The 23052-nt window shown below is 72.5% G+C and carries 23 protein-coding genes; 14 read left to right on the top strand and 9 right to left on the bottom strand.

The window, feature by feature from the left end:
- The first annotated feature begins 21 nt into the window (after positions 1-21).
- The 6 genes from ACIBST_RS14305 to ACIBST_RS14280 all read left to right on the top strand — a co-directional run bounded on the left by ACIBST_RS14305 (position 22) and on the right by ACIBST_RS14280 (position 6238).
- Positions 22-1269 (top strand): ABC transporter substrate-binding protein, encoded by a 1248-nt coding sequence (locus tag ACIBST_RS14305; RefSeq protein WP_397171784.1) that lies wholly within the window; start codon positions 22-24, stop codon positions 1267-1269.
- Positions 1270-1272: 3 nt separating this feature from the next.
- Positions 1273-2205: a carbohydrate ABC transporter permease gene (locus tag ACIBST_RS14300; RefSeq protein WP_397171782.1), complete on the top strand. Its 933-nt coding sequence runs from the start codon at positions 1273-1275 to the stop codon at positions 2203-2205.
- The gene (locus tag ACIBST_RS14295) at positions 2198-3007 is read left to right on the top strand and encodes a carbohydrate ABC transporter permease (protein WP_397171780.1); all 810 of its coding nucleotides are present in this window, start codon (positions 2198-2200) and stop codon (positions 3005-3007) included. Before ACIBST_RS14300 ends, ACIBST_RS14295 begins: the two co-directional genes overlap by 8 nt.
- Positions 3008-3053: 46 nt before the next feature.
- Positions 3054-4802, top strand: a complete 1749-nt coding sequence (locus ACIBST_RS14290; protein ID WP_397171778.1) for a bifunctional metallophosphatase/5'-nucleotidase — start codon at positions 3054-3056, stop codon at positions 4800-4802.
- 251 nt (positions 4803-5053) lie between these two features.
- Positions 5054-5800: an alpha/beta fold hydrolase gene (locus ACIBST_RS14285; RefSeq protein WP_397171776.1), complete on the top strand. Its 747-nt coding sequence runs from the start codon at positions 5054-5056 to the stop codon at positions 5798-5800.
- Positions 5801-5824: 24 nt separating this feature from the next.
- The gene (locus ACIBST_RS14280) at positions 5825-6238 is read left to right on the top strand and encodes a cytidine deaminase (protein WP_397171774.1); all 414 of its coding nucleotides are present in this window, start codon (positions 5825-5827) and stop codon (positions 6236-6238) included.
- A 47-nt stretch (positions 6239-6285) separates the two neighbouring features.
- Here the strand turns inward: ACIBST_RS14280 and gdhA are convergent, their stop codons facing one another.
- Complete coding sequence (gene gdhA / locus ACIBST_RS14275; protein ID WP_397171772.1) at positions 6286-7629, bottom strand: NADP-specific glutamate dehydrogenase; 1344 nt, start codon at positions 7627-7629, stop codon at positions 6286-6288.
- A 168-nt stretch (positions 7630-7797) separates the two neighbouring features.
- On the opposite strand from gdhA, the gene ACIBST_RS14270 reads away from it, so the two are divergent.
- Entirely contained in the window at positions 7798-8037 is a 240-nt protein-coding gene (locus ACIBST_RS14270; protein WP_397171770.1) for a DUF2945 domain-containing protein, read from the top strand.
- Positions 8034-8363 (top strand): DUF3140 domain-containing protein, encoded by a 330-nt coding sequence (locus ACIBST_RS14265; RefSeq protein WP_397171768.1) that lies wholly within the window; start codon positions 8034-8036, stop codon positions 8361-8363. The genes ACIBST_RS14270 and ACIBST_RS14265 overlap by 4 nt, the downstream gene beginning before the upstream one ends.
- A 30-nt stretch (positions 8364-8393) precedes the next feature.
- Here the strand turns inward: ACIBST_RS14265 and ACIBST_RS14260 are convergent, their stop codons facing one another.
- The 3 genes from ACIBST_RS14260 to ACIBST_RS14250 all read right to left on the bottom strand — a co-directional run bounded on the left by ACIBST_RS14260 (position 8394) and on the right by ACIBST_RS14250 (position 11846).
- Entirely contained in the window at positions 8394-9563 is a 1170-nt protein-coding gene (locus ACIBST_RS14260; protein ID WP_397171766.1) for an MFS transporter, read from the bottom strand.
- Positions 9564-9842: 279 nt separating this feature from the next.
- Positions 9843-10535 (bottom strand): GNAT family N-acetyltransferase, encoded by a 693-nt coding sequence (locus tag ACIBST_RS14255; protein WP_397171764.1) that lies wholly within the window; start codon positions 10533-10535, stop codon positions 9843-9845.
- Positions 10536-10712: 177 nt separating this feature from the next.
- Positions 10713-11846 carry a hypothetical protein gene (locus ACIBST_RS14250; RefSeq protein WP_397171762.1) on the bottom strand — a complete coding sequence of 378 codons (1134 nt, stop codon included), beginning with the start codon at positions 11844-11846 and terminating at the stop codon, positions 10713-10715.
- Positions 11847-11970: 124 nt separating this feature from the next.
- On the opposite strand from ACIBST_RS14250, the gene ACIBST_RS14245 reads away from it, so the two are divergent.
- Positions 11971-12942 carry a threonine/serine dehydratase gene (locus ACIBST_RS14245; RefSeq protein WP_397171760.1) on the top strand — a complete coding sequence of 324 codons (972 nt, stop codon included), beginning with the start codon at positions 11971-11973 and terminating at the stop codon, positions 12940-12942.
- A 10-nt stretch (positions 12943-12952) separates the two neighbouring features.
- On the opposite strand, the gene ACIBST_RS14240 is transcribed toward ACIBST_RS14245, so the two are convergent.
- Positions 12953-13852, bottom strand: coding sequence for a LysR family transcriptional regulator (locus ACIBST_RS14240; protein WP_397171759.1), 900 nt, complete (start codon positions 13850-13852; stop codon positions 12953-12955).
- A gap of 105 nt (positions 13853-13957) precedes the next feature.
- Here ACIBST_RS14240 and ACIBST_RS14235 point away from each other — a divergent pair, with 105 nt between their 5' ends.
- The 3 genes from ACIBST_RS14235 to ACIBST_RS14225 are packed head-to-tail and all read left to right on the top strand — an operon-like array spanning position 13958 to position 17280.
- A complete protein-coding gene (locus ACIBST_RS14235; RefSeq protein WP_397171757.1) occupies positions 13958-14386 on the top strand; it encodes a hypothetical protein in 429 nt (142 codons plus the stop codon).
- Complete coding sequence (locus ACIBST_RS14230; protein WP_397171756.1) at positions 14379-15989, top strand: multicopper oxidase family protein; 1611 nt, start codon at positions 14379-14381, stop codon at positions 15987-15989. The genes ACIBST_RS14235 and ACIBST_RS14230 overlap by 8 nt, the downstream gene beginning before the upstream one ends.
- A gap of 43 nt (positions 15990-16032) precedes the next feature.
- Positions 16033-17280, top strand: coding sequence for an NAD(P)/FAD-dependent oxidoreductase (locus ACIBST_RS14225; protein WP_397171754.1), 1248 nt, complete (start codon positions 16033-16035; stop codon positions 17278-17280).
- Positions 17281-17302: 22 nt separating this feature from the next.
- Here ACIBST_RS14225 and ACIBST_RS14220 read toward each other — a convergent pair whose 3' ends face one another.
- A complete protein-coding gene (locus ACIBST_RS14220) occupies positions 17303-19591 on the bottom strand; it encodes a polysaccharide lyase 8 family protein (protein WP_397171752.1) in 2289 nt (762 codons plus the stop codon).
- Between the two features lie 201 nt (positions 19592-19792).
- On the opposite strand from ACIBST_RS14220, the gene ACIBST_RS14215 reads away from it, so the two are divergent.
- Positions 19793-20023 carry a DUF6289 family protein gene (locus tag ACIBST_RS14215; RefSeq protein WP_397171751.1) on the top strand — a complete coding sequence of 77 codons (231 nt, stop codon included), beginning with the start codon at positions 19793-19795 and terminating at the stop codon, positions 20021-20023.
- 28 nt (positions 20024-20051) lie between these two features.
- On the opposite strand, the gene ACIBST_RS14210 is transcribed toward ACIBST_RS14215, so the two are convergent.
- Positions 20052-21065: an NAD(P)-dependent alcohol dehydrogenase gene (locus tag ACIBST_RS14210; protein WP_397171749.1), complete on the bottom strand. Its 1014-nt coding sequence runs from the start codon at positions 21063-21065 to the stop codon at positions 20052-20054.
- Positions 21065-21448, bottom strand: coding sequence for a nuclear transport factor 2 family protein (locus tag ACIBST_RS14205; RefSeq protein ID WP_397171748.1), 384 nt, complete (start codon positions 21446-21448; stop codon positions 21065-21067). The genes ACIBST_RS14210 and ACIBST_RS14205 overlap by 1 nt, the downstream gene beginning before the upstream one ends.
- 91 nt (positions 21449-21539) lie before the next feature.
- Here ACIBST_RS14205 and ACIBST_RS14200 point away from each other — a divergent pair, with 91 nt between their 5' ends.
- Positions 21540-22103 (top strand): TetR/AcrR family transcriptional regulator, encoded by a 564-nt coding sequence (locus ACIBST_RS14200; protein WP_397171746.1) that lies wholly within the window; start codon positions 21540-21542, stop codon positions 22101-22103.
- A gap of 19 nt (positions 22104-22122) precedes the next feature.
- Here ACIBST_RS14200 and ACIBST_RS14195 read toward each other — a convergent pair whose 3' ends face one another.
- Entirely contained in the window at positions 22123-23013 is an 891-nt protein-coding gene (locus tag ACIBST_RS14195) for a MaoC family dehydratase N-terminal domain-containing protein (RefSeq protein ID WP_397171744.1), read from the bottom strand.
- Positions 23014-23052 lie beyond the last annotated feature (39 nt).

The raw sequence follows: 23052 nt of genomic DNA, 5'->3' as shown, positions 1-23052 counted from the left end.
TCTAGAGAAAAGGAACTGCCCGTGCGCCTGCGTATGGCACTCGCCGCCGCCCTGGCGATGACACTGGCCGGTTGTGGCTCCGGCTCCGACACCACCGCCACCAAGCCAGGAAAAGTCACGATCAGCTACGCGATCTGGGAGAAGAACGACCAGCCCAGCACCCAGAAGATCATCGACGCCTTCCAGAAGCAGCACCCCGACATCACGGTCAAGCTTGAGATCACCCCGTGGGACCAGTACTGGACCAAGCTCCAGACCGCGGCCACCGGCGGCGCGGCCCCCGACGTCTTCTGGATGAACAGCCTCAACGTGCGCATGTACGCCAAGGGCGGCGTCATCGCCCCCTTCGAGAACGCCGACGTCAGCGCCTTCCCGCAGGCCATCGTGGACGGCTACCGCTACGACGGCAAGCTCTACGGCATGCCGCGCGACGTCGGCGTCCCCGTGCTCTGGTACGACAAGGAGCTCTTCGACAAGGGCGGCGTCGCGTACCCGACCGCCGACTGGACCTGGGACGACCTCAAGGCCGCCGCCAAGAAGCTGACCGACCCGGCCAAGAAGCAGTACGGCCTGCTGGCTCCCCTGTGGGACCAGGGCGGCTTCTACCCCACGATGATCCAGGCCGGCGGCCACGTCATCTCCGCCGACGGCAAGAAGTCGGGCTTCGACGAGCCCGGCTCCATCCAGGGCCTGGAGTTCTGGACCGACATGATCAACAAGGACAAGGTGGCCCCGCCCGCCCAGGCGACCACCGACACCAGCCCCGTGCAGCTGTTCATGACCGGCAAGTACGCCATGTACTACGGCGGCTCGTGGCTGGCCAGCACGTTCAAGGCCAACACCGAGCGCGGCGGCAAGGTGGACGTGGCGCCCCTGCCCAAGGGGCCGGCGCAGGAGGCCGTCATCCTGCTCGGCCTGGCCAACTCCGTCTCGGCCAAGAGCGAGCACCCGGCCGAGGCCGCGCAGTTCGCCACGTTCCTGTCCTCCGACGAGGCCGAGAAGATCCTCAGCGACTCCGGCGGCGCCTCGGTCTCCTCGCGGGCCGGCACCCAGGACGGCTGGTTCGCCGCCTTCCCCGATTACCACCTGAAGGAGACCTTCGACGCCTCGATCCCGAACGGCGTGCCCTACCCCGTCTCGCTCAACACCGCCAAGTGGCAGGACGTGCAGAACAAGCTCCTGGCCGAGGCGTGGGCGGGCAAGCGGCCGACCGCGGAGGCGGCCAAGGAGATCGCCGCGCAGATGAACGAGATCCTGGCCAAGGAGTAGCCGATGGTGCTGACCGAGGAACGGGCCGCCGCCGTCAGGGCGGCGGCCCCGCCGGGGCGGCGGTCGCGACGCGACTGGCTGTGGGGGTACGGGCTGATCGCGCCCATGGCCCTCGGACTGGCCGTGTTCTACCTGTGGCCGATCGTCCAGACGCTCTACCTCAGCTTCACCGAGTCGGGCGTGTTCGGCGGGCAGACGTGGGTGGGCCTGGACAACTTCGCCAACCTCTTGGGCGACGAGGAGATGGCCGGCGCGCTGCGCAACACGCTGCTCTACTCCGTGCTCGTGCTGGTCGGTGTGCCGCTGTCGATCGTGATCGCGGCCCTGCTGAACGTGCCGGGGCTGCGCGGGCTCGGCTTCTACCGCACGCTGTACTTCCTGCCGGTGGTCACCATGCCCGCGGCCGTCGGCCTGACCTGGCGCTACCTGTACAACGGCGACTTCGGGCCGATCAACTACCTGCTCGGCCTGGCCGGGATCGACGGGCCGTACTGGGTGTCCGACCCCGAGTTCGCTATCTACGCGGTCGCGGTGGTCGGGATCTGGACCTCGCTCGGCTACAACGCGGTGCTGTTCCTGGCCGGGTTGCAGGGCATTCCCAAGCACTACTACGAGGCCGCCTCGATCGACGGCGCGGGCCGGGTGCGGCAGTTCTTCCGCATCACGCTGCCGCTGCTCACGCCCACCACGTTCTTCGTCGTGGTGATCACGCTGATCAACACGCTGCAGGTCTTCGACCTGATCTACCTCATGATCGACCCCAAGAGCCCGGCGCTGGCGGGGAGCCGCACGATCGTCTACCTGTTCTACGAGCAGGGCTTCGTGCAGAACAGCCGCGGCTACGCAGCCGCGATCGCGGTCGTGCTGCTGGCCCTGATCCTCATGCTGACCGCCGTCCAGTTCCGGCTGCAGAGGCGGTGGGTCCACTATGAGTAGGCGCTGGATCGTGCACGCGGTCCTGCTCGCCGGCGGCCTGATCATGGTCATGCCGTTCGTCTGGCAGCTCGTGGTCTCGCTGCAGACCATGACCGAGTCGATGCGGGTGCCGCCCACGGCGGTCCCCTCCTGGCAGTGGCACAACTTCGCCGACGTGTTCCGTACCGTGCCGCTCGGGCGGCAGTTCCTCAACACCGTGGTCGTGACGGCCGCGGTGACGGCCGGGCAGCTGCTGCTGTGCTCGCTGGCGGCCTTCGCCTTCGCGCGGCTGGACTTCCCCGGGCGCGGGGCGGTCTTCATGTTGTTCCTGGCCGTGCTGATGGTGCCGGGAGAGCTGTTCCTGCTGCCCCGGTACGAGATCATGCAGGGCCTCGGCTGGCTCAACAGCCTCCAGGCGCTCATCGCCCCCGGCGTCTTCGGCGCCTTCGGCACGTTCCTGCTGCGGCAGTTCTTCAAGACCCTGCCCAGGGAGCTGGACGAGGCGGCGCGGCTGGACGGCGCCAACCCGCTGCAGATCTACTGGTGGATCATGTTGCCGCTGGTCCGGCCCGGCCTGCTGGCGCTCGGGCTGCTGACGGTCATGTGGTCGTGGAGCAGCCTGCTCTGGCCGCTGGTGGTCAACACCGACCCCGAGATGATGACGCTCTCCGCCGGGCTGGCCTCGCTGCGCGGCCAGTACCTGACGAACTACCCCATCCTCTTCGCCGGGTCCGTCGTGGCCTCGCTGCCGGTGATCGTTCTCTTCGTGGTCATGCAACGGCAGCTGATCGCCGGGATCGCGTTCACCGGCTCGAAGGGCTGATCGGCCAGTCTTTTATCCCGCTCTATCCCCTTATTTAGGAGTATGCGTGTCTTCGTTCCGTAAGTGGATCGTTGTCGCCTTAGGCGTCACTCTGGCCTCGTCCGCCTCACCGGCCCTGGCCGCGCCCAAGCCCGTGGACGTGCAACTGCTGTCGCTCACCGACTTCCACGGCTACATCACCCCGCAGAGCAACGCCGCCGACGGCACGATCAAGGATCCGCAGGGGAACACGCTGGTGGTGGGCGGCGCGCCGTACCTGGCGGCGCATCTCGACCGGCTCCGGCAGGGGCATGAGAACACGGTCACCTTCTCCAGCGGCGACAACTTCAGCGGCTGGCCCACCGAGGTGTCCTACCACGCCGACGAGCCCACGATCGAGTTCCTGAACAAGATCAAGGTGGAGTTCACCACGGTCGGGAACCACGAGCTGGACCGGTCGCTGGAGTTCCTGCGCGACCACATGGGCAAGGGGGAGTGCTTCGGCGAGGTCGGGCTCGACAGCTGCTTCACCGACTCCGACGGGCAGCCCTTCCAGGGCGCCGACTTCGACATCTCCACGGCCAACATCACCATGAAGGGCGACACCCGCCCGGTGCTCCCGCCGTACGTGATCAAGCGGTTCCAGGGCATCCCCGTCGGGTTCATCAACCTGACCACGCCCACCACCGTGGACGGCTCCACCTCCTACCAGCCGTCGCTGGACAACCTGCCGCTGGTGGAGACGGCGAACAAGTACGCCGAGATCCTCAAGCGCCGCGGCGTCAAGGCCATCGTCGCCAACGTGCACGAGGGCGGCAAGGCCGGCGAGGACTACAGCGGCTGCGGGGACCAGAAGGCCGGCCCCATCTGGGACTTCGCCAAGAACGCCTCGCCCGACATCGACGCCATCGTGACGGGCCACTGGCACTGGTTCTTCAACTGCTCGATCGCCGACCCGGCGGGCAACCCCCGCCCGGTCGTCGAGGCCGCCAACCACGGCCGCCTCATCAGTGAGATCAACCTCAAGCTCGACCGCCGCACCCGCGACGTCATCAGGACCGCGACCACCGCGGCCAACCACCCGGTGACCCGCGACGTCGCCCCCGACCCCGCCATGGTCAAGCTGGTCGACCACTGGAACGCCATGCAGAAGGAGACCTACGCCAAGCCGTACGGGACCGTCACCGGCGACCTCACCAGGACCCGCGACGCGACCGGGCAGAGCACGCTCGGCAACGCCGTGGCCGACGTGGAGTACTTCGACTCCCAGCAGACCGAGGGCGGCAAGGCCGACCTGGCCATGGTGGCCGTGGCGCCGGCCAAGGGCTCGAACTCGCTGCGCGGCGACCTGAGGTTCGCCAAGGGCGCCAACGCCGCCGACGCCGACGGCAAGGTGCTCATGGGCGAGTCGTGGGCCGCCTGGGGTTACGCCAACCCGGTGGTCACGGTGTCGGTCAAGGGCTCGCAGCTTGAGCAGGCCCTTGAGCAGCAGTGGCAGACGCAGGCCGACGGCACCGTGAAGTTCGCCCCGCTGGCCGTGTCGAAGAACGTCCGCTTCTCCTACTCCCCGAACCGGCCCGTGGGCGACCGGATCAACCCCGCCGACGTGGTCATCAACGGGCAGCCGCTCGACACCGGCAGGACCTACCGGCTCGCGGCGCTGGCGTACACGCTGCTCGGCGCCGACGGCTACACCGCCTTCGCCGGGTACACCGACGCGGTGCGCGGCAGCCGCGACTACGAGGCCATGCGGGCCTACCTGCGACAGGGACCGCTGACCCCGCCCGCCCTGGACCGGGCGGTGGCACTGCCGTAGTGCTCCCGGCGCGGGGGGCCGCGCGGCCCCCCGCGCCCCGGAGTTGCGGCAGGGCTCCGGCAGTTCCTGCGCATCCTCACCTTGTGGGCGGGCTGCCCGGAGCCGGCCACCTGCTGAACGCGGTGTCGCTGGGGGTGCCGGCGGCCGTGGTGCTGGGCGTGACGGCCTGGATGGCCAGGGGCGCCGGAAAAGCCCCGGAGCCGTCTCGCGTGGGACAAACCGGTCAGTGAATGACTGGTAACGTCTGCGCGATGACGATTTCTTATGACGTGGCAGGCGACGGACCGGCGCTGCTCCTCCTGCACGCTGGGGTCTGCGACCGGCGCATGTGGGACCCCCAGTGGGAGCCCCTGATCGCCGCCGGATTCCGGGTGGTCCGGTGCGACCTGCGCGGCTTCGGGCAGAGCCCGCTGCCGACCGAGCCGTACAGCAACTCCGGCGACGTGCTGAGCCTGCTCGACAGCCTGGGCATCGACCGGTTCTTCCTGGCCGGCTCCTCCTACGGCGGGAAGGTGGCGCTGGAGGTCGCCGCGAGCAGCCCCGAGCGGGTGGAGGCGCTGATCCTGCTCTCCGCCGCCCTGCCCTGGCGGGAGCCGAGCGCCGACCTGCGCGCGGTCGGGCAGCGCGAGGACGAGCTGGTCGAGGCGGGCGACCTGGCGGGCGCCGCCCAGCTCATGGTCGACCGCTGGCTGGGCCCCGACGCCGACGAGAAGGCCGGGCGGGCCGTGCACGAGATGCAGCTGCGCGCCTACGAGCTCCAGCTCGCCGAGGGGGTCGTCGGCCCGGTCAAGGTCCAGGTGGACCCGGCGGCCGTGACGATGCCGTGCCTGGCCGTGTCGGGCGCGCGCGACGTCGCCGACTTCCGGCACACCGAGGTCGACCTGCCCGCCGCCCGCAACGTCGAGCTGCCCTGGTCGGCCCACCTGGCGAGCATGGAACGGCCGGAAGAGGTCACCGAGCTGATCGTCGCGTTCCTGCGCGAGCAGACCCGCGCCTGACGCGCCAGGTCACGAGGAGGGGCAGTGAGCCGGCAGGTCGACCACGAACTCGTCCAGGCCGCCGCGGAGGTCGCCCGCACCCGTTGCCGGGGTGACAACCACACCATGGCGGCCGCCGCGCGCGCCCGCGACGGCCGGATCGTCACGGCGGTGAACGCCTACCACTTCACCGGCGGGCCCTGCGCCGAGCTGGTCGTCATCGGCGCGGCGGCCGCCCAGGGCGCGTACGAGCTGGACACGATCGTCGCGGTGGGGGACCGGGAGCGCGGGGTCGTCCCGCCGTGCGGCCGTTGCCGTCAGGTCCTGCTGGACTACTTCCCGGCCCTTCAGGTCATCGTGGGCGACGGCGACCGTCTCCGTACGGTCCCCGTCCTCGACCTGCTGCCCGAGACCTACGTCTGGGCCGACCACCAGTTGCCTCCCGGCACCCCGGCCTGACCTCCCGCGCCCGCAGTCCGGGCGAGGGCGGGCCGGGGCCGGCGCGGTCAGATGAGGCCCAGCGCGAGCATGGCGTCGGCCACCCGGCGGAAGCCGTCGATGTTGGCGCCGGCCACGTAGTTGCCCGGCATGCCGTACTCGTCGGCGGTCTGCAGGCAGCGGCCGTGGATGTCCTGCATGATCTCCTGGAGGCGGCGCTCGGAGAACTCGAACGTCCAGGAGTCGCGGCTGGCGTTCTGCTGCATCTCCAGCGCGCTGGTGGCCACCCCGCCCGCGTTGGCCGCCTTGCCCGGCCCGAACGCGACGCCCGCCTCCAGGAACACCTTGATGCCCTCCGGCGTGGTCGGCATGTTGGCCCCCTCGCCGACCGCGATGCAGCCGTTGTCCACCAGGAAGGCGGCGTCCCGGCCGGTGATCTCGTTCTGCGTGGCGGACGGCATCGCCACCTCGCAGGGCACCTCCCACACGCTGCGGTCCGGGACGAAGACGGACTGCTCGCCCCGGCGCTCGGCGTAGGTCTCCAGGCGGCCCCGCTCGACCTGCTTGACCTGCTTGAGCAGGTCGAGGTCGATGCCCTTCTCGTCGACCACGTAGCCGGAGGAGTCGGAGCAGGCCACCACGACGCCGCCGAGCTGCTCGATCTTCTCGATCGTGTAGACGGCCACGTTGCCGGAGCCCGACACGACGACCCGCTTGCCGTCGAACGACGTGCCGCGGGCCTTGAGCATCTCGTCCACGAAGAACGTGCAGCCGTAGCCGGTGGCCTCGGTGCGCACTTGGGCGCCGCCGTAGACCAGGCCCTTGCCGGTGATCACGCCGGATTCGTAGCGGTTGGTGATGCGCTTGTACTGGCCGAACAGGTAGCCGATCTCGCGCCCGCCGACGCCGATGTCACCGGCAGGGACGTCGGTGTACTCGCCGATGTGCCGGTAGAGCTCGGTCATGAAGCTCTGGCAGAAGCTCATCACCTCGCGGTCGGAGCGGCCCTTGGGGTCGAAGTCCGAGCCGCCCTTGCCGCCGCCGATGGGCAGGCCGGTCAGGCCGTTCTTGAAGATCTGCTCGAACCCGAGGAACTTCACGATGCCCAGGTAGACCGACGGATGGAAGCGCAGCCCGCCCTTGTACGGTCCGAGCGCGCTGTTGAACTCCACCCGGAAGCCGCGGTTGATCTGCACCTCGCCCCGGTCGTCCAGCCACGGCACGCGGAAGATGATCTGCCGCTCGGGCTCGCAGATCCGCTCGATGATTTTCGATTCGGCGTACTCGGGATGCTTGCCGAGAACCGGGCCGATGCTTTCGAGCACCTCGCGCACCGCCTGGTGGAACTCGACCTCGCCGGGGTTCCGGCGCAGGACGTTGTCGTAGGTCGACGACAGTTTCTCGTGCAACAAGGGCTCCCTACATCACTGGTGCGATCCTGCTCACTTTACGATTCGGCCACGCGTGAGCAGCAGCCGCCCCGCCCCGAGGGCACCGTCGCCGCCCCCGGGACGGCGACGGTAAAGGAAGGTTTGCCCGCCCGGCCGAGTGCGGGAGAGGGCTGGGGTAGCGCGCATCCTATGACCGGCAAGCGCAAGGACGATCCGTCCGTGGGTGACGAGGTCTCCTGGAAGAGCCACGGGTCCACGGCCCGCGGCAAGGTGGAGAAGAAGATCACCAAGAGGACGAAGGAGGCCGGCCGCACGGTGGCGGCCTCGCCCGACGACCCGCAGTACGTCGTGCGCAGCGACAAGAGCGGGCGCGAGGCCGTGCACAAGCCGTCCGCCCTGCGCAAGGGCAAGGGCAAGGACGCCAGGTGAGCGGCGAGCGGGACGTGGCGGCCGAGTTCGGCCAGGCCGTCAACATGACCGCGCACGAGCTGGAACGCTGGCTGGACACCGAGGAGTCGAAGGAGGTCGGCCAGAAGCAGGACGGCGGCGGCGAGTCGACCGGCCACGCCTCCGGCCGCGAGATCGTCCGGCTCCTCCGCAAGGGCAGCTCCTCCTGGACCGGCCACGACTACGAGCACATGACCAAGGTGATCGGCTACATCCACCGGCACCTGGCGCAGCGCCCGTCCGGTGACGTCCGGGAGAGCCGGTGGCGCTACTCGCTGATGAACTGGGGACACGACCCGCTCAAGTGAGGCGGCCGCGCGGCACCCGGCGCCCGCGGCTCAGTCGTCGTGGGCGATGAGCATGAGCTGCCGCCACAGCAGCACCACGAACACCGCCGAACCGGCGAAGGCGAACCAGAAGGGCGCCGCGACGCCGAACCGGGTGGCCAGCACGCCGCCGATCAGCGAGCCGACCACCAGGCCGCCGAAGACGCAGACGGTGTTGACGCTGCCCACCCGCCCCTGCAGCTCCTGCGGGACCGCGCGCTGGCGGACGGTGCCCGAGGTGGTGCCCCAGATGAAGGCGTGCGCGCCGAAGACCAGGAAGATGGCTCCGGCCACCCACGGCGAACGGGTCAGGGCCAGGCCCAGGTGGGTGAACGTCTCGATGATGAGCCCGATGCGCATCAGGGCGCCGAGGCTGACCCTGCGGGTGATCGTCCCGTACAGGCCGGTGCCGATCAGGCCGCCGATCCCGCCGATGGTGGTCATCAGGCCGAACCCCATCGAGCCGAGGCCGAGCTGCTCCTGGGTGTAGAGGACGAGCACCGACCAGGCCGCGCCGAAGGTGAAGTTGAAGATCAGGATGGTGAGCGCCAGCGTGCGGACCGCCGGGTGCCGCACCGTCCAGCTGAACCCGGCGACGAGCTCGCGCACGGTGTTCGGGCGCGGCGCGCCGTCCGGCCGGGCCCGCGCCGGCAGCGCGATGCGGGAGACCAGGACCATCCCCGCCAGCACCAGGAGCAGCTGGCTCGCGAACGGCCAGGTCAGGCCCAGCCCGAACAGCGCCGCGCCGATCGGCGGCCCGGCGAGCTGGTTGAGCGTGATGAACCCGGTGCCGAGGCGGGCGTTGGCGACGAGCAGGTCGTCCCTGGAGACCATCATCGGCGTCAGCGTGGACGTCGCGTTGTCGGCGAACACCTCGGCGATGGACCGGAGCGTGAGCGCCGCCAGCGCCGTCGCCACGGTCACGGTGCCGGTCGCCATGAGCACGACGAGCGCCGCCAGCACCACGGCCCGCACGGCGTTCGCGGCCAGCACGATCCTGCGGCGGTCGTGCCGGTCGGACAGGACGCCGGCGTACAGGCTGAACGCCAGCGGCGGCGCCCAGCTCACCAGGGCGGACAGCGAGATCATCAGCGGGTCGCGGGTCAGCGTCGCGATCAGCAGCGGGCCGGCGGCGGCCGCGATCCCGTCACCGAGATTCGTCAGCCAGCTCGACGCCAGCAACCATCGGAACCCTGTCCCCAACCGGGCCGGCAGGACCCGTTCCACGACTGTGACCACGAGCGCAAAACCATACGTTCGGCCGAGCGTCCGGGGCAACGCGTTTTCCACCAGGCACTGAGCGCCTGCCCTCGGCCTGATCTGGGCCGCCCGGGCCTGATCTGAGTCGTGTCTTTCCGGCCCCTTCTGGGCCTTTCCGGGCTTTTCCGAACATTTCCCGGATCGTTCTGGGCCGCCGTGGGCGGTCCGGGGCGGTCACGGGGTTCGGAAGCTCCGGAGGCGTCAGGGGGTGCGGAAGCCGCGGAAGGTCACGGTTCTGCGGGTTCGGAAGCCGAGCCGCTCGTAGAGGGCTATCGCGCCGGTGTTCGCCTCGGCCACGTGCAGGAACGGACGCTCGCCGCGGGCCACGATCCGCGAGACGAGCGCGCCGACCAGGCGGCCCGCGTGCCCCCGGCCGCGCGCCTCGGGCGCGGTGCACACGGCGCTGATCTCGGTCCAGCCCGGTGGCCGCAGCCGCTCGCCCGCCATCGCGACCAGCTTCCCGCCGTCGAAGACGCCGAGGTAGTCGCCCATCTCGCGGGTACGCGCCCAGAACGGCCCCGGTCGCGTCCTGGCCACGAGGTCGAGCATGTGCGGGACGTCGTCCGCGCCCAGCTCGGTGACGTCGCCGGGCCCTGCGGGGACGTGGTCGCCGCCGTCCCACACCAGCTGGCGGCCGTCGAGGGCGAACACCGGCTCCCAGTCGGGCGGCGGGGCCGCCGGGGAGCTGAACAGGTCGGCGAGCTCGCCCGGCCCGAGCAGCCGGGCCAGGTCGGCCCACGCCCGCTCGTCCGGCTCGTCCGGGACCGAGGAGAAGGTCGCCACCTCCGCCCGGTACGTGGCCGCCGCACCGAGCCGCCGGGCGAGGTGCGCGTGACGGCCGCGCAGTGACGCGCCTACCGGGTCGTCGAGCGGGGTGGCGTCGCAGTCCGCCATCGTGGTGTGCGCCTCTCGGGTGGTACGGGGGCTGGCTTGAGGGACGGGGGGCCATCCGGCGCCGGCCATCCTAATGACCTCCCCAAAGTGCCCCTGCCCCGGCCCAGCCCCTGCCGCCCAGGCCCAGCCCCTGCCCCGGCCCGACCCCGGCCCGGCTCCTGCCCCCGGGCCGCTACGTTAGCGAACGTCCCAGTCCTCCCTTCGCGGCGGGTAGGCGAAGGTCTGATGGTGGGCCCAGTCGCCGCGTACGACGCGGTAGTCGTGCGCCGCCTCGCTCGCGGGATGCTCGGGGCCCACGTCGACCCGGTCGGCGACCGACCAGACGCCGTTGATCCGGTGCTCCACGGTGTAGAGGAACTCGTTGAACCCCGAGTCGGACACGCAGGTGTTGACGACGGTGAGCGCGCGCCGGCCCGCCGTCAGACGCGGCGGGAGGTCGACGATCTGGTTCCGCCACTTGTGTACGGCGTCCTCCAGCAGCGGCCGCCACCTCGCCGCGGGCACGCCGTCGACGGTGATGGTCGCGTCCTGCAGGGCGACGCCGGCGTCGAGCCGGCGGATCAGCCGTACGCCGGTGTTGGCCGGGCTGACGCTCACGGTGAACCGGCTCGACCCGCCGCGGGGGAACGCCCGGCCGTCGTCGGTGACGATCTGGCCGGAATCCACGGTCTGGCCGGACTCCACGGTTCGACCGGGGTCCACGGTCTGGCCGGAGGCGACCTCGGGCCGCGGCTCGGGCCGTCCCGTCAGCCGCAGCGCGACGACGACGGCCAGGGCCAGCGCGGCGGCCACCGGCACGGCGATCCCGGCGAGCAGGACGGCCCGCCGCGCCCCACCGCCGCCCACGACCGACGCCGCCTCACCAGGCAGGCCCGGCCCCGCCGGGACCGCCGCCGCCTCACCCGGAAGGGCCGGTCCCGCCGGGCCGGGCGCGGACGGTGGCGGGTCGTCGGACGCCTGCGAACTGCGATCATCCCAGGCCCCGGCGGGCAGCCGACTGATCCGCACCCGGTCCCAGGCCCGCTCCCACGCGGGAAGCCGGTGGTCGGGCACGCGGCACCCCCGCAGGAACGCCACCATGACCGCCTTCTTGGGAAAGCGCCGACCGGCCAGCATGTCCGCGCACGTGCTGCGCGGCAACCGGACGCCGCCCGCCCTGTCGGCCCGCGCCTGCAACTCCCGCAGCGACACGTCGGCGCGGGCGAACTGCTCGGCCAGCAGCCTCACCAGATCCTCGTGACAGGTCACCGACTCCGGCCCGGTGGCCTCCGCGGCGCCCGGCGGCAGCCCGCCGCCCTGGACCTCGCTCATCGCTCCCCACCTGCCCTCTCTTGACCGGGCCGTAAGGCCACGCAGACCAGCGACAGAAAGTGTACGGACGGTCGCGCCGCGTGTCCGGGTTCTCTTGACCCGGCCGTTGCTACGCTCCTGTGCCGTGCGGCAGACGCGGCTCGACACGGCCCGGATCCGGGCGGCACGCCCGTTGATCGACCCCATGTTCCTCGACACGCCGCTGTTCCCCTGTCCGGCGCTGGAGCCCCACCTCGGGTGCGCGGTGAGCGTCAAGCTGGAGACGGCGAACCCGGTCCGCAGCTTCAAGGCCCGCGGCACGGAGCTGGTCGCGAGCTTGCTCGCCGACGGCGGCGCGCGGGCCGTGGTGTGCGCCAGCGCGGGCAACCTCGGCCAGGCCCTGGCCTGGTCCGGCCGCCGGCGGGGGCTCGACGTCACCGTCGTGGCCCCCCGCTCGGCGCCCGCCGCCAAGCTCGACCGCATCCGCGCCCTGGACGCCGTGCTGGAGCTCGTCGACGGCGACTTCGACCTGGCCCGCGAGCGGGCGGCGGCCCTGGCCGGGCGCGACGGCATCCGGCTGGTCGAGGACAGCCTCGACGTCGAGACCTGCGAGGGCGCGGCGACCATCGGCCTGGAACTGGCCGGGGCCGCGCCGCCGTACGACGCGGTGCTGATCGCCCTCGGCGGCGGGGCGCTGGCCACGGGCGTGGGGCACGTGCTGAAGGAGCTCGCGCCCGGCGTCGAGGTGATCTGCGTCCAGCCGCTGGGCGCGCCCGCGATGACCCGCTCGTGGCGGCGGCGGCGCGTCGTCACCACCGGCCCGACCCGCACCATCGCCGACGGCGTCGCGGGCCGGCGTCCGATCCCGGCCGTCCTGGACGACCTCCTGGTGGTCGCCGACGACGCCGTCCTGGTGCGGGAGGAGTCGATCGTGGCCGGCATGCGGCTGCTCCTCGACCACGCCGGCCTGGTCGTGGAGCCGTCGGCCGCGCTGGGCGTCGCGGCGATCCTCGAAGACCGCGACCGCTTCGCCGGCCGGCACGTGGTCACCATCGTCTGCGGCGCCAACGTCGACCTGGACGCCTACCGCCGCTGGATCGCCCCACCCCCTCCGTAGACCGCGACGCTCAGCGTTTCTCCTGGGGTTCGCCGGCCAGCCAGTCCCAGCTGGTGATGGTGGTGCGCATCAGGCGGGCGGCGGTGGACAGGTGGCTGTCGGCGCCCCAGAACAGGGTGAGCGTGCGGCGGCAGCCGGGGTCGTCGACGTCCACCCAGGCCAGCGGGGCGCGGGTGGTGGAGCGGCGGGCCAGGGACGGGACGAGCCCGATGCCGAGCCCCGTGCTGATCAGGTCGGCGATGGCGCTGGACTCGTCGCCCTCGCAGACGATCCGCGGCGTGCGGCCCCTGGCGGCGAAGAGCCGGTCGAGCAGCCGGCGTTGCCAGTGTCCCTTGCGGGCGGTGACGAAGGGCTGGTCGGCAAGTTCGTCGATGGTCACCGACGTGCGGCCGGCCAGCGGGTGGTCGAGCGCGGTGGCCAGCCCGACGGGCTCGTCCAGCAGCTCGGCCGACTCCAGCCCGTCGGCGTGGATCGGCTGGGAGGCGACGCACAGGTCGAACTCCTGGGCGCGCAGGCGGCGGCTCATGTCGTCGGCGGGGGCCCAGTGGAGCTCGATCTCGGCGGAGGGATGGGCGCGCTTGTAGGCCGCGAGCGGCCCGGTGAGGGTCAGGAAGGTCTCCGAGGCCAGGCGTACGGTGCCGAACCCCTCGCCGGCGGCCTCGGCGACGGCTCGCGTCCCGGCGTCGAGCTCGCCGAGCGCCCGTTCGACGAAGCCGCGGAACAGCGTGCCGGCGTCGTTCAGCCGGAGCCGCCCGCCGCGGTCGAACAGCGGCGTGCCGAGCTCGCCCTCCAGGCGGGCGATCGTCCGGCTCAGGGACGGCTGCGCGACGCGCAGCTCCTCCGCGGCGGCGCTGAGGTGTTCGAGCCGGGCCACCACCAGGAACTGGCGGAGTGCGTTCAGATCCATCATGCCTCCCAACGCATAACACCATAGCAATATAGATCTTGGACAAGATAACGCGGGAGCCATAGCGTCGGAGGCGTTTCACCAGGACGGACATGAGGAGGACCCTCGATGCTCAGCGTGGTCGACGGACCGCGAGCCGATGCCACGCGCCGCACGGCACCCGCGGGCTGGACGTTGCGGGCGACGGTCAGCGCCCACATGGCGGCGATCGCCGGGCAGCCGGTGTTCGCCGGCGTCTACCTGACCGGCGACTACGACAGCCTGCGCTGGCACTCCCTCGGCGCCGACGTGGTCACCTCCATCGGATACCTGCAGCTGATCGTGACGATCGTGGTGTGGGCGCGCCTGCGCCGCAACGGGCCGTTCCTGGCCACGGCGGCGGTGGTGGCGGCCGAGACGGCGCAGTACTTCGCCGGGCTCGACGGCGCGTTGTGGCTGCACATCCCGCTGGGGGTGGCGACCGTCGCCGCGCTCACGGTGCAGTTCATCGACGTGTGGCGGCGGCCCTTCCCGCGCCGGGCGGCCCGCGATGCCTGAGCTCGACCGGCCTGCGCACGGCGTGACCAGGCGGCAGGCGCTCGGCATCGGCGGCGCGCTCGGGCTGATGGCGGCCACCGGGCTCGGCGCCTCGGCCGCGATGGCCCGGCGGCCCTCGATCACCGGCGCCGAGCTGCGCAGCGACCTGCCGCTGCCGCCGCCGTTCCAGGTGCCGCTGCCGATCCCCGCCGTGCTGGCGCCGTCCGGCACCGCGGGCGGCGGCGACCGCTACGAGATCGTCCAGCGCGAGACGACCCTGGAGATCCTGCCCGGCGTGCGCACCCGGGCCTGGACGTACGGGGGCACCTTCCCCGGCCCGACCATCGAGGCCCGCCGGGGCCGGCCCATCACCGTGACGCACCGCAACGACCTGCCCGTGCCGACCGTCGTCCACCTGCACGGCGGGCGCACCCCGGCCGCCTCCGACGGCTACCCGACCGACCTCGTGCTGCCCGAGGGCTGGACCGAGCCCACCATGCACATGGGGCACGGCTCCGGCATGGGCGGCATGCGCGACCCCCGGGCCGTGCTGAGCAGGCGGACCAGGGACTACACCTTCCCGCTGGACCAGCGGCCGACGTTGCTCTGGTACCACGACCACCGGATGGACTTCACCGCCCCCGCGATCTGGCGCGGCCTGGCCGGGCTGCAGATCGTCCGCGACGACGCCGAGCAGGCGCTCGGCCTGCCCGCGGGGCCGCGCGAGCTGCCGCTCATGATCGCCGACCGGGCGTTCACCGCCGAGGGCGAGCTCGCCTACCCGGCCCTCGACCCCACCCTGCGTGAGCGGCCGGGCGTGCTCGAACCGTACATCGCCGGGGTGCTCGGCGACGTGATCCTGGTCAACGGCGCCCCCTGGCCGGTCCACGAGGTGGACGCGGCCCGCCACCGGCTGCGCCTGCTGAACGCCTCCAACGCCCGCCACTACGAGCTCGAAGCCGTGCTCGACGACGGGCGGCGGCTCGACCTCGTGCAGATCGGCGCCGACCAGGGGCTGCTGGCGTCCCCCGTCACCCACCGGGTCCTGCCGATCGCGCCGGCCGAGCGCTACGACGTGGTCGTGGACTTCGCCCGCGTCCCGGTCGGCGGGCGCGTCCGGATCGTGAACCGGCTCGGCTCGGGCCGCACCCGGGACGTGATGGCCTTCCGGGTCGCGCGCGCCGCGGCCGACGACAGCCGGGTCCCGCGCGTGTTGTCCACCGACCTGCCGGAGTGGCGGCGGGCGGACGCCGTACGGGTGCGCGAGCTGTCCTTCCGCGCCGGCCGCATGCACGACGGCCGCGGCTGGCTGATCGGCGGGCTGCCGTTCGACCCCGCCCGGTCCGACGTCACGGTGGGCCTCGGCGACGTCGAGGTGTGGCGGATGGTCGCCGACGTCCACCACCCCGTCCACCTGCACCTGGTCGGCTTCCGGGTGCTCTCCCGCAGCGGCCGGCCGCCGTTGCCCCACGACGCGGGGCTGAAGGACACCGTCTCCCTGCGTCCGGGCGAGTCGGTGGAGATCATCACCCGGTTCGACGGCTACCGCGGCCGCTACCTCTTCCACTGCCACAACGCCGAGCACGAGGACATGGCCATGATGGCCAACCTCCAGGTCGTCTGACCCTTCTCGCGCCGGCCCGATCCCGTTCACAAGGAGCGTCCCCATGCCCGCCGATCCCGGCATCGTCATCATCGGCGCCAGCCTCGCAGGCGCCCAGGCCGCGCGGGCCCTGCGGCTCGACCACGGCTACGACGGGCCGCTCACGCTCGTCGGCGCCGAGCACCACCTGCCCTACCAGCGTCCCGCGCTGTCGAAGGGCTACCTGCTGGGCGCCACCGAGGCCGCCGAGCTAGACGTCCTGGACCCGCGGTTCTACGCCGCCCAGGACGTCGCCCTCGCCCTCGGCGCCCCCGCCACCCTGCTCGACCTCGACGGCCGGCGGGTGAAGCTGGGGCGCAATGTGGAGCTGCCGTTCGGGCAGGTGCTGATCGCCACCGGCGCCCGCCCGCGCCGCCTGCGGGTGCCGGGCGCCGACCTCGACGGCGTCCACTACCTGCGCGACCGCGAGGACAGCGAACGCCTCGGCGCGGCCCTGCGCGCGGCCTCCGCCGTCGTCGTGGTCGGCGCCGGCTGGCTCGGCTGCGAGGTCGCCGCCGCCGCCCGCGCGCTCGGCGTGCCCACGACCGTCGTGGACCCGCTGCCCACGCCGCTCTACCACGTGCTCGGCGACCGGATCGGCGGCGCGGTCGCCCGCCGGCACCTCGACCACGGCGTGGAGCTGCTCACCGGCGACGGCGTCGAGGCCGTGCTCGGGACGGGCTCGGTCGAGGCGGTGCGCACGGTCGCCGGGCGGCGCGTCCCGGCCGACCTCGTCGTGGTCGCCGTGGGCGCCGTCCCCGAGACCGGGCTGGCCGAGGCGGCGGGGCTGCGCGTCGACGGCGGCATCGTCACCGACGGGCACTTGCGCACCTCGCACCCGGCCGCGCTGGCCGCCGGCGACGTCGCCCGCCACCGGCACCCGCGCTACCTGAAACCGGTCCGGATCGAGCATTGGGACAACGCCGTCGTCCACGGGACCGCCGCCGCGGCCACGCTGGTGGGCGAGCCGGTCACCATCGACCACGTCCCGTACTTCTTCTCCACGCAGTACGGGTCCACCCTCGAATACGTCGGCCTGCCCACCGCCTCCGACCGCGTCGTCACCAGGGGCGAGCCGGGGGAGCCCGGGTTCACCGCCTTCTGGCTCGACCGCGGCGTCCCGGTGGCCGCGCTGACCATGGACGGCCAGGACGCCGCCGGCCACCTCCGGGCCCTGGTCGCCGCCGGGCACACCGCCGATCCGCGCCGGCTGGCCGACCCCGGCGTCCCGGCGGCGGAGCTCCTGCCGCACGCCCCCACCGGCGCCTCATGACCACCGGCTCATGACCGGCGGCTCAGACGCCCAGGACCGCCGTGCGGGTGTGCCCGCGGCTGCCGCCGACCTCGATCTTGACCGCCCGCTTGGACCGGCGCACCCCCCGGTCGCCCTCCTTGACCGACCTGACCGGCCACGGCAGCTTGATCCGCACCTCGTCGGCGGTCCTGGACGGATCGGAGACGGCCAGCCGGACCCGGTGGCGGTCGTGGCGGAACAGCACGGCGCACGGCCCGTCGGCTGCCAGCGGCCCGTGCGGGGTCTCGACGGTTCCCGCGCGCCAGAACACGGCGGCGATCAGGTCGTCCCGGCTGACGGCCTGGACCGTGCGGGAGTTGGCCAGGATCTCGACCCGCCCGCGGTAGGCCGCGGTCTGCCCGGGGGTGGCGCCGGGCAGCACGGCGTAGGCGTAGCGGGCCCGGCGCGGATCGATGCCGTGGTCGACCAGGATCGTGGTGTAGTGCCTGGTGACGGGGGTCCGGTCGCCGCCGGTGGTGGCGCCGGTGTCGATGTCGCGCCAGCGGCCGGTGCGCCGCTCGCGGATCACCTTCGCCTCGGCGCCGTCGAGCAGCGCGTACCCGGCCACGCCGGACAGGTGGATCCAGCCGTCGCCGCGGGTCAGCGGGGGATGGGCGCCGTGGGTGTTGCGGTTCTCCACGACGGTCTCGACGCGGCGGCCGTCGGAGGCGGTGATGCCGGCGCCGAGGGCGATCACGCCGTCGTCCAGCAGGAACCACGCCTTCCTGGCCCGCAGCGAGGAGCCGTCGGCGATCAGCCTCATCGCCGCCACGCCGTACTCGCCGTCGAGCGCCGCGCCGCCCGCCCACGGGGTGGGCGGCAGGCGGCGCGCGCCGTGCGGGAGGTCGGCGCGCCCGCGGGTGTCGACCGTGGTGCCCGGCAGCCGGTACGGGTCGATCGTCGGCCACAGGTCGTCGTTCCAGTGGGTCAGGTCGGCGGTGTAGAGGTACGTCATGCCGTCGCCGGTGTACCAGCCGTGCAGGTTCTCCTGGTTCATGCCCTCGGCCGCGCCGATGCGCTCCGAGCTCATCGCGATGGCGTACGCCCAGGTGGGACGCCGGTGCACGACCCGGTCCATGTCGGCGAAGACGTACGTGCCGGTCGTGCGGGGGCCGACCGGCACGGACGCGTCAGAAAGCAGCGCCTGCGCCCGCGCGACGCTCGCCAGCGGGGCGACCGCGGCGTACGGGACGGCCTGGTTGCGGGTGAGCCAGCCCTTCACCATCGGCCGCCAGCGCCGGGCGTGGCGCTCGGGCGCCGTCTCCAGCAGCGTCAGGATGGCCTCGACCGCCTTCTGCCCGGAGTGGTGGTCGCGGTGGCCCTGCACCGAGATCTGCCGGCCGCGCACGCAGTCCATCATCAGCCCGTCGAAGATGAACGGCGTGAACGAGCGGTCGACGATGTGGTAGATGTTCCCGATGTCGCGGATCTCCCACGGTGACCTGGCGAGCATGGCGATCAGCTTGGCCACGCTCTCCAGGTAGTCCACGCCGTAGCTGCCGTTGTAGGGGAACACGCCGTGCTGGATGAAGGAGCCGTCGCGGTAGAAGCCGTCGCCCGGCCCGCCGGTGCGGCGCAGCAGGTCGGAGACGGCCTTCCTGGCCCGCTTGAGCAGCCGGGCGTCGTGGGTGAGCAGCCCGCGCATCGCCACCGCCATGGCCTTGCTCGCCCGGTTGGCGCCCGTCTCGACGACGCCGGGGTGGCTGACGCGGCGTTCGGGGTCGGGGCACCAGTGGCGCAGCGGGCGCAGCCAGCGGCGCAGGTCGTCCTTGGGCAGGCCGTCGTAGAGCAGGGCGCAGGTGTCGGTCAGCGCGCGCGGGACGCCGATCTCCCACCAGTACCAGTTGCTGCCGCGGCGGTCGAGGCCCTCGCGGTAGGCGTGCTCGTACAGGAAGTCCAGGGCCGTGGCCGCGGCCTCGGCGACCCGCTGGTCGCGGTGCATGTCGGTGCCCGGCGTGGCCCAGCCGAGCGCCAGCGTGCGCATGCGGTTGTAGGAGCGGTTGAAGTTGCCCGTACGGGGGTCGTCGAGCGGCAGGTCGGGCCACAGGCTGGGCCGGCCCGGAGCGGGCGCCATCTTGCGCAGCACCGCGTTGGCCGAGCCCTCGACGGCCTGCGTCTTGTCCAGGTACGCCGGGTCGTACGTGTCGCCGGCCAGCAGGCTCACCCATCGCTCCCGGGCCGCGTCGAACGCGGCGGCGCCGGCTGCCTCGGCCGGCTTCTCCCACAGAGCGATTCCGGCCACGGCCGCGGCCCCCAGCAGGGCGGACCGGCGGCTGAGGGGGTGGGTCATGGAAGCCCTTCGACAATCGGCCATCTACCAGATGAAAAGATCCTATGTCGATGACAGGGGCGATCATTTCGCCTTCGCGATGGGGTACCGGGCATTGTCGGCATTGAAGTGCGATGAACCGTGATGAACCGTATTGAACTGTTCGCTCCGGCGATCGATCATCAGGGGCAGTAGCGCTTCCTCGCGTCAGAGAGGATCTCCATGATTCGTCGCGCATCGCTCGCCGTCCTGCTCGCCCTCGGCACGCTCACCGTCGCCGGCTCGCCCGCCCAGGCCCGCGCCTGCCAGATCGACTACCACTGCGAGACGTACTACTACAGCGACTCCACCCGGACCACGCTGGTCGGCGTCAAGTACGAGAACTGCGTGGGCGACGTGACGTGGGTGGGCACCCGCGGCTCGTACCCGGAGTTCCACGAGACCCCCTGCTAGGACGAAGCCGCGCGCGGCTCCAGCAGGCTCACACCGTGATCACGACCTTGCCGAACGGGCTGCCCGACGCGTAGTGGCGGTAGGCGTCGGGCGCCTGGTCGAAGGGGAAGACGCGGTCGATGACCGGACGCAGCCGGTGGGCCTCGATGAGCCGGTTCATGGCCAGGAACTGCGCGCGGCTGCCGACGGCGATCCCCCGCAGCGTGGCTCCCGCGCTGAAGACCGCCCGCGCGTCGAGGGGCGGCGGGTCGCCGAGGACGAACCCGACGCTGGCGACCTGGCCCCCGATCGCGGTGGCCGCCAGTGACAGCCCGAGGTCGCCGGCGACGTCGATGACGTGGTCCGCGCCCTCGCCCCCGGTCAGCTCGCGCACCCGGGCCGCCCAGTCGGGGGTGGCCCGGTAGTCGACGACCTCGTCGGCGCCCAGCGCGTACAGGCGTTCGGCCTTGGCCGGGCTGCTGGTCGTGGCGATCACCCGGGCGCCCAGCGCCTTGGCGAACTGCAGCGCGAACAGCGACACCCCGCCGGTGCCCTGGGTGACGACGGTCCGGCCGGTCAGCGAGCCGGTGCCGTCGCCGGTCAGGGCGTTCCAGGCGGTGACCGCGGCGCAGGGCAGCGTGGCGGCCTCCTCGTAGGACAGGTGGGCCGGGATCGGCACGAGCGCGTGCTCGTCGAGCAGCGCGTACTCGGTGAGCATGCCGTCCAGCGAGCCGCCGAGCTGCGGCAGGTGCCGCAGGGCGAACGGGCCGTCCTGCCAGCTCGGGAACAGGGTGGCGGTGACCCGGTCGCCGACGCGGGCCGACTCGACGCCGGGGCCGGTCGCGACGACCTCGCCGGCGCCGTCGGAGACCGGCACGACGTCCGGTCTCACCGGGAGCACGTAGTCGCCGCGCAGGATCATCAGCTCGCGGAAGCTGAGTGAGGTGGCCCGTACCGCGACCACCACCTGCCCGGGGCCGGGAGCGGGGACGGGGTGTTCCTTGACCGACAGGCCCTCGATGCCGGCTCCGCTGTCGACGTGGTAGCTGCGCATGACGTTCATCAGGCGGTGGCCAGGGGAACTTCGCCGGCGGTCTTGCTGAAGCCGAGCGCCTCGACGATCTGCCCGTCGCGGACGCGCATGAGGTTCACGCCGCTGACCCAGTCGGAGGGGCCGGGGCCGTAGCGGTAGTGCCAGTGGATGGTGGCGCGGTCACCGGCGACGACGACCTCCTGCGGCTCGAACGCGCTGGTCTGGTCGTCCACGAGCGCGCCCCACCAGTCCAGGCACGCCCGGCGGCCGGTGACGCGTTCGCCGGTGGGGGCCGGCTGCACGGACTCCATCACGCAGTCCTCGGCGACCAGGTCGTCGAGCAGGCCGCGGTCGCGCTCGACGAAGGCCCGGTTGAAGCGCTCCATGACGTCGGCGGTGGTGGGGAAGGACACGGTTACTCCAGAAGGAAGCTGGTAGATCGATCGGTCTATCTATATATATCGACCGGTTGATCTACTCGTCAACCCGTGGCAACCTGGCTTCATGACTGTTCGCACGGGACCGGGCCCCCGGGAGCGCCTGCTGACGGCCGCCGACCAGCTGATCTACAGCCAGGGCGTCAACGTCGGCGTAGACGCCCTGCTCAAGGCCGCCAACGTGGCCCGGCGCTCGCTGTACGAGCACTTCGGCGGCAAGGACGGCCTGATCGTCGAGGTTCTCAGGTCGGCCGCCGACGCCGACGCCGCCGACTACCGCCGCACCATGGACGCCGCCGGCCACGACCCGCGCGAGCGCCTGCTGGCCGTCTTCGACCGGATCGGCGAGATCGTCGCCAGGCCCGGCTTCCACGGCTGCCGCTACCTGGCCGCCGACCTCGGCCTGACCGACCCCGCCCATCCCGCGCACGAGGTCACCCGCGACTACCGCCGCCAGGTGCACGAGCTGCTGGCGCGCGAGCTGACCGCGCTCGGCCACCCGCGCCCCGGCCGCGCCGCCGACCAGCTCCTCATCCTCATCGACGGCACCCTCGCCGTCGGCGCGACCCGCCCCGGCACCGACCCGGGCGCCGCCGCCCGCGAGCTCGCCGAGCACGTCATCGCCGTCTGACGGGCGGCGCCTGCCCGGTCTAACCGGCCGTCACGGCCAGGGTGGTGTGCGGGCCGGTGGCCGCGCCCGCCGGGCCGGCCAGGTCGAGCGCGAAGCCGTCGGCCGTCCTGCGGCCGAGCAGCCGTGCCGGCTGCCCGCAGAACAGCGGCCGGTCGTTGCGGTGGGCGATGCGCGTCACCCGCTCGGGACGCCTCTCCAGCCGCAGCGTCTCGGCCAGGGCGAGCGTCATCAGCGGCCCGTGCACCACCAGGCCGGGATAGCCCTCCACGCGGGTGGCGTACGGCCAGTCGTAGTGGATGCGGTGGGCGTTGGCGGTGGCCGCCGAGAACCGCATGAGCAGGGTCGGATCGGTGTCGAAGTGCCACTCCCAGGCGCCCGCCCTGCGGAACGGGGAACCGGCGGCCCGCGCCGCCACGGCCTCCTCGGCCGCCGCCGCCGGGCCGGTGGTGGCCACGGCCTCCCGGTAGATCAGGTCCTGCCGCTCCTCCAGCCCGGGACTGCCGTCCTGGCCGGTCAGCCGGGTGCGCACGACCACCACGACCAGCCGTCCCGACCGCCCGGACTTCTCGGTGACCGACTCCACCGTGCTCTGCCTGCGTACGGTCTCGCCCACCCGCAGCGGCCCGTGGAAGACGACCTCGCCCCCGGCGAACATCCGCCGCGGCAGGCCGACGGGCGGCAGGAACGAGCCGCGTACCGGATGCCCGTCGCCTCCCAGCACGGACGAGACGGGCCAGCGCGCCAGCGCCGCCCAATGCCACAGCGGCGGCAGCTCCGCGCCCGGCCCCGGGACCGGCACGCCGTCGTCGAACAGGGCCGCGAGCGCGGCGACCGGCGACGGATCGACCAGTTCGTCACTGACGACAGTGGACGGCTCCCACCCCTGCACGCTGCTCCCGCCCTCCGCCATGACCGCCGCGCACCACGGTACGCCCCGGACGGGCCCGCA

This window comes from Nonomuraea sp. NPDC049684 (assembly GCF_044465345.1).
Taxonomy (GTDB): Bacteria; Actinomycetota; Actinomycetes; order Streptosporangiales; family Streptosporangiaceae; genus Nonomuraea.
This window is presented reverse-complemented; position numbering and strand designations above follow the sequence as displayed.

Bases quoted from the DNA above. Each gene is read 5' to 3' on its own strand.
- ACIBST_RS14300 (WP_397171782.1), top strand. From the start codon at position 1,273: ATGGTGCTGACCGAGGAACGGGCCGCCGCCGTCAGGGCGGCGGCCCCG.
- ACIBST_RS14295 (WP_397171780.1), top strand. From the start codon at position 2,198: ATGAGTAGGCGCTGGATCGTGCACGCGGTCCTGCTCGCCGGCGGCCTG.
- ACIBST_RS14285 (WP_397171776.1), top strand. From the start codon at position 5,054: ATGACGATTTCTTATGACGTGGCAGGCGACGGACCGGCGCTGCTCCTC.
- ACIBST_RS14270 (WP_397171770.1), top strand. From the start codon at position 7,798: ATGACCGGCAAGCGCAAGGACGATCCGTCCGTGGGTGACGAGGTCTCC.
- ACIBST_RS14255 (WP_397171764.1), bottom strand. From the start codon at position 10,535: ATGGCGGACTGCGACGCCACCCCGCTCGACGACCCGGTAGGCGCGTCA.
- ACIBST_RS14250 (WP_397171762.1), bottom strand. From the start codon at position 11,846: ATGAGCGAGGTCCAGGGCGGCGGGCTGCCGCCGGGCGCCGCGGAGGCC.
- ACIBST_RS14240 (WP_397171759.1), bottom strand. From the start codon at position 13,852: ATGATGGATCTGAACGCACTCCGCCAGTTCCTGGTGGTGGCCCGGCTC.
- ACIBST_RS14235 (WP_397171757.1), top strand. From the start codon at position 13,958: ATGCTCAGCGTGGTCGACGGACCGCGAGCCGATGCCACGCGCCGCACG.
- ACIBST_RS14230 (WP_397171756.1), top strand. From the start codon at position 14,379: ATGCCTGAGCTCGACCGGCCTGCGCACGGCGTGACCAGGCGGCAGGCG.
- ACIBST_RS14225 (WP_397171754.1), top strand. From the start codon at position 16,033: ATGCCCGCCGATCCCGGCATCGTCATCATCGGCGCCAGCCTCGCAGGC.
- ACIBST_RS14220 (WP_397171752.1), bottom strand. From the start codon at position 19,591: ATGACCCACCCCCTCAGCCGCCGGTCCGCCCTGCTGGGGGCCGCGGCC.
- ACIBST_RS14215 (WP_397171751.1), top strand. From the start codon at position 19,793: ATGATTCGTCGCGCATCGCTCGCCGTCCTGCTCGCCCTCGGCACGCTC.
- ACIBST_RS14210 (WP_397171749.1), bottom strand. From the start codon at position 21,065: ATGAACGTCATGCGCAGCTACCACGTCGACAGCGGAGCCGGCATCGAG.
- ACIBST_RS14200 (WP_397171746.1), top strand. From the start codon at position 21,540: ATGACTGTTCGCACGGGACCGGGCCCCCGGGAGCGCCTGCTGACGGCC.
- ACIBST_RS14195 (WP_397171744.1), bottom strand. From the start codon at position 23,013: ATGGCGGAGGGCGGGAGCAGCGTGCAGGGGTGGGAGCCGTCCACTGTC.